The 1,690-nt window shown below is 54.3% G+C and carries 1 rRNA gene; it reads right to left on the bottom strand.

Features of this window, described 5'->3' with window-relative positions:
* Window positions 1–48 precede the first annotated feature (48 nt).
* Window positions 49–1,581, bottom strand: a 16S ribosomal RNA gene (locus HZS80_RS23180).
* Window positions 1,582–1,690 lie beyond the last annotated feature (109 nt).

Raw genomic sequence — 1,690 nt, 5'->3', positions numbered from 1 at the left:
TTGATCAGGTAATTCATTGTGGACGCTTACCAACGGTGACGCATCGTTTAAGGAGGTGATCCAGCCGCAGGTTCCCCTACGGCTACCTTGTTACGACTTCACCCCAGTCATGAACCACACCGTGGTGATCGCCCTCTTGCGTTAGGCTAACCACTTCTGGTGCAGTCCACTCCCATGGTGTGACGGGCGGTGTGTACAAGGCCCGGGAACGTATTCACCGTGACATTCTGATTCACGATTACTAGCGATTCCGACTTCACGGAGTCGAGTTGCAGACTCCGATCCGGACTGAGACCGGCTTTAAGGGATTCGCTGACTCTCGCGAGCTCGCAGCCCTTTGTACCGGCCATTGTAGCACGTGTGTAGCCCTACCCGTAAGGGCCATGATGACTTGACGTCGTCCCCACCTTCCTCCGGTTTGTCACCGGCAGTCTCCTTAGAGTTCCCACCATTACGTGCTGGCAAATAAGGACAAGGGTTGCGCTCGTTACGGGACTTAACCCAACATTTCACAACACGAGCTGACGACAGCCATGCAGCACCTGTCTTACAGTTCCCGAAGGCACACCAGAATCTCTTCCGGCTTCTGTAGATGTCAAGGGTAGGTAAGGTTCTTCGCGTTGCATCGAATTAAACCACATGCTCCACCGCTTGTGCGGGCCCCCGTCAATTCATTTGAGTTTTAACCTTGCGGCCGTACTCCCCAGGCGGTCGACTTATCGCGTTAACTTCGCCACAAAGTGCTCTAGGCACCCAACGGCTGGTCGACATCGTTTACGGCGTGGACTACCAGGGTATCTAATCCTGTTTGCTACCCACGCTTTCGCACCTCAGTGTCAGTGTCAGTCCAGAAGGCCGCCTTCGCCACTGGTATTCCTCCCGATCTCTACGCATTTCACCGCTACACCGGGAATTCTACCTTCCTCTCCTGCACTCTAGCCTGACAGTTCCGGATGCCGTTCCCAGGTTGAGCCCGGGGCTTTCACAACCGGCTTATCAAGCCACCTACGCGCGCTTTACGCCCAGTAATTCCGATTAACGCTTGCACCCTCCGTATTACCGCGGCTGCTGGCACGGAGTTAGCCGGTGCTTCTTCTGCGAGTGATGTCTTTCCTACCGGGTATTAACCGACAGGCGTTCTTCCTCGCTGAAAGTGCTTTACAACCCGAGGGCCTTCTTCACACACGCGGCATGGCTGGATCAGGGTTGCCCCCATTGTCCAATATTCCCCACTGCTGCCTCCCGTAGGAGTTCGGGCCGTGTCTCAGTCCCGATGTGGCTGATCATCCTCTCAGACCAGCTACGGATCGTTGCCTTGGTAAGCCATTACCTTACCAACTAGCTAATCCGACATAGGCTCATCCAATAGCGGGAGCCGAAGCCCCCTTTCTCCCGTAGGACGTATGCGGTATTAGCCTGGGTTTCCCCAGGTTATCCCCCACTATCGGGCAGATTCCTATGCATTACTCACCCGTCCGCCGCTCGTCAGCATCTAGCAAGCTAGATCTGTTACCGCTCGACTTGCATGTGTTAGGCCTGCCGCCAGCGTTCAATCTGAGCCATGATCAAACTCTTCAGTTTAAGATCTATGCGGTTCTTGCCTGTCACCGAAGCAACAGAAGCGAACCAAACTTGGCTCAAGGTTCAAACGAATTCATTCAAAACAGATCCCAAAGGACGAATCCTTTAA

The organism is Vreelandella glaciei (assembly GCF_013415125.1).
GTDB classification, from domain to species: domain Bacteria; phylum Pseudomonadota; class Gammaproteobacteria; order Pseudomonadales; family Halomonadaceae; genus Vreelandella; species Vreelandella glaciei.
Note: the sequence above shows the minus strand (reverse complement) of the source record. Positions and strands in the feature narration are given on the sequence as shown.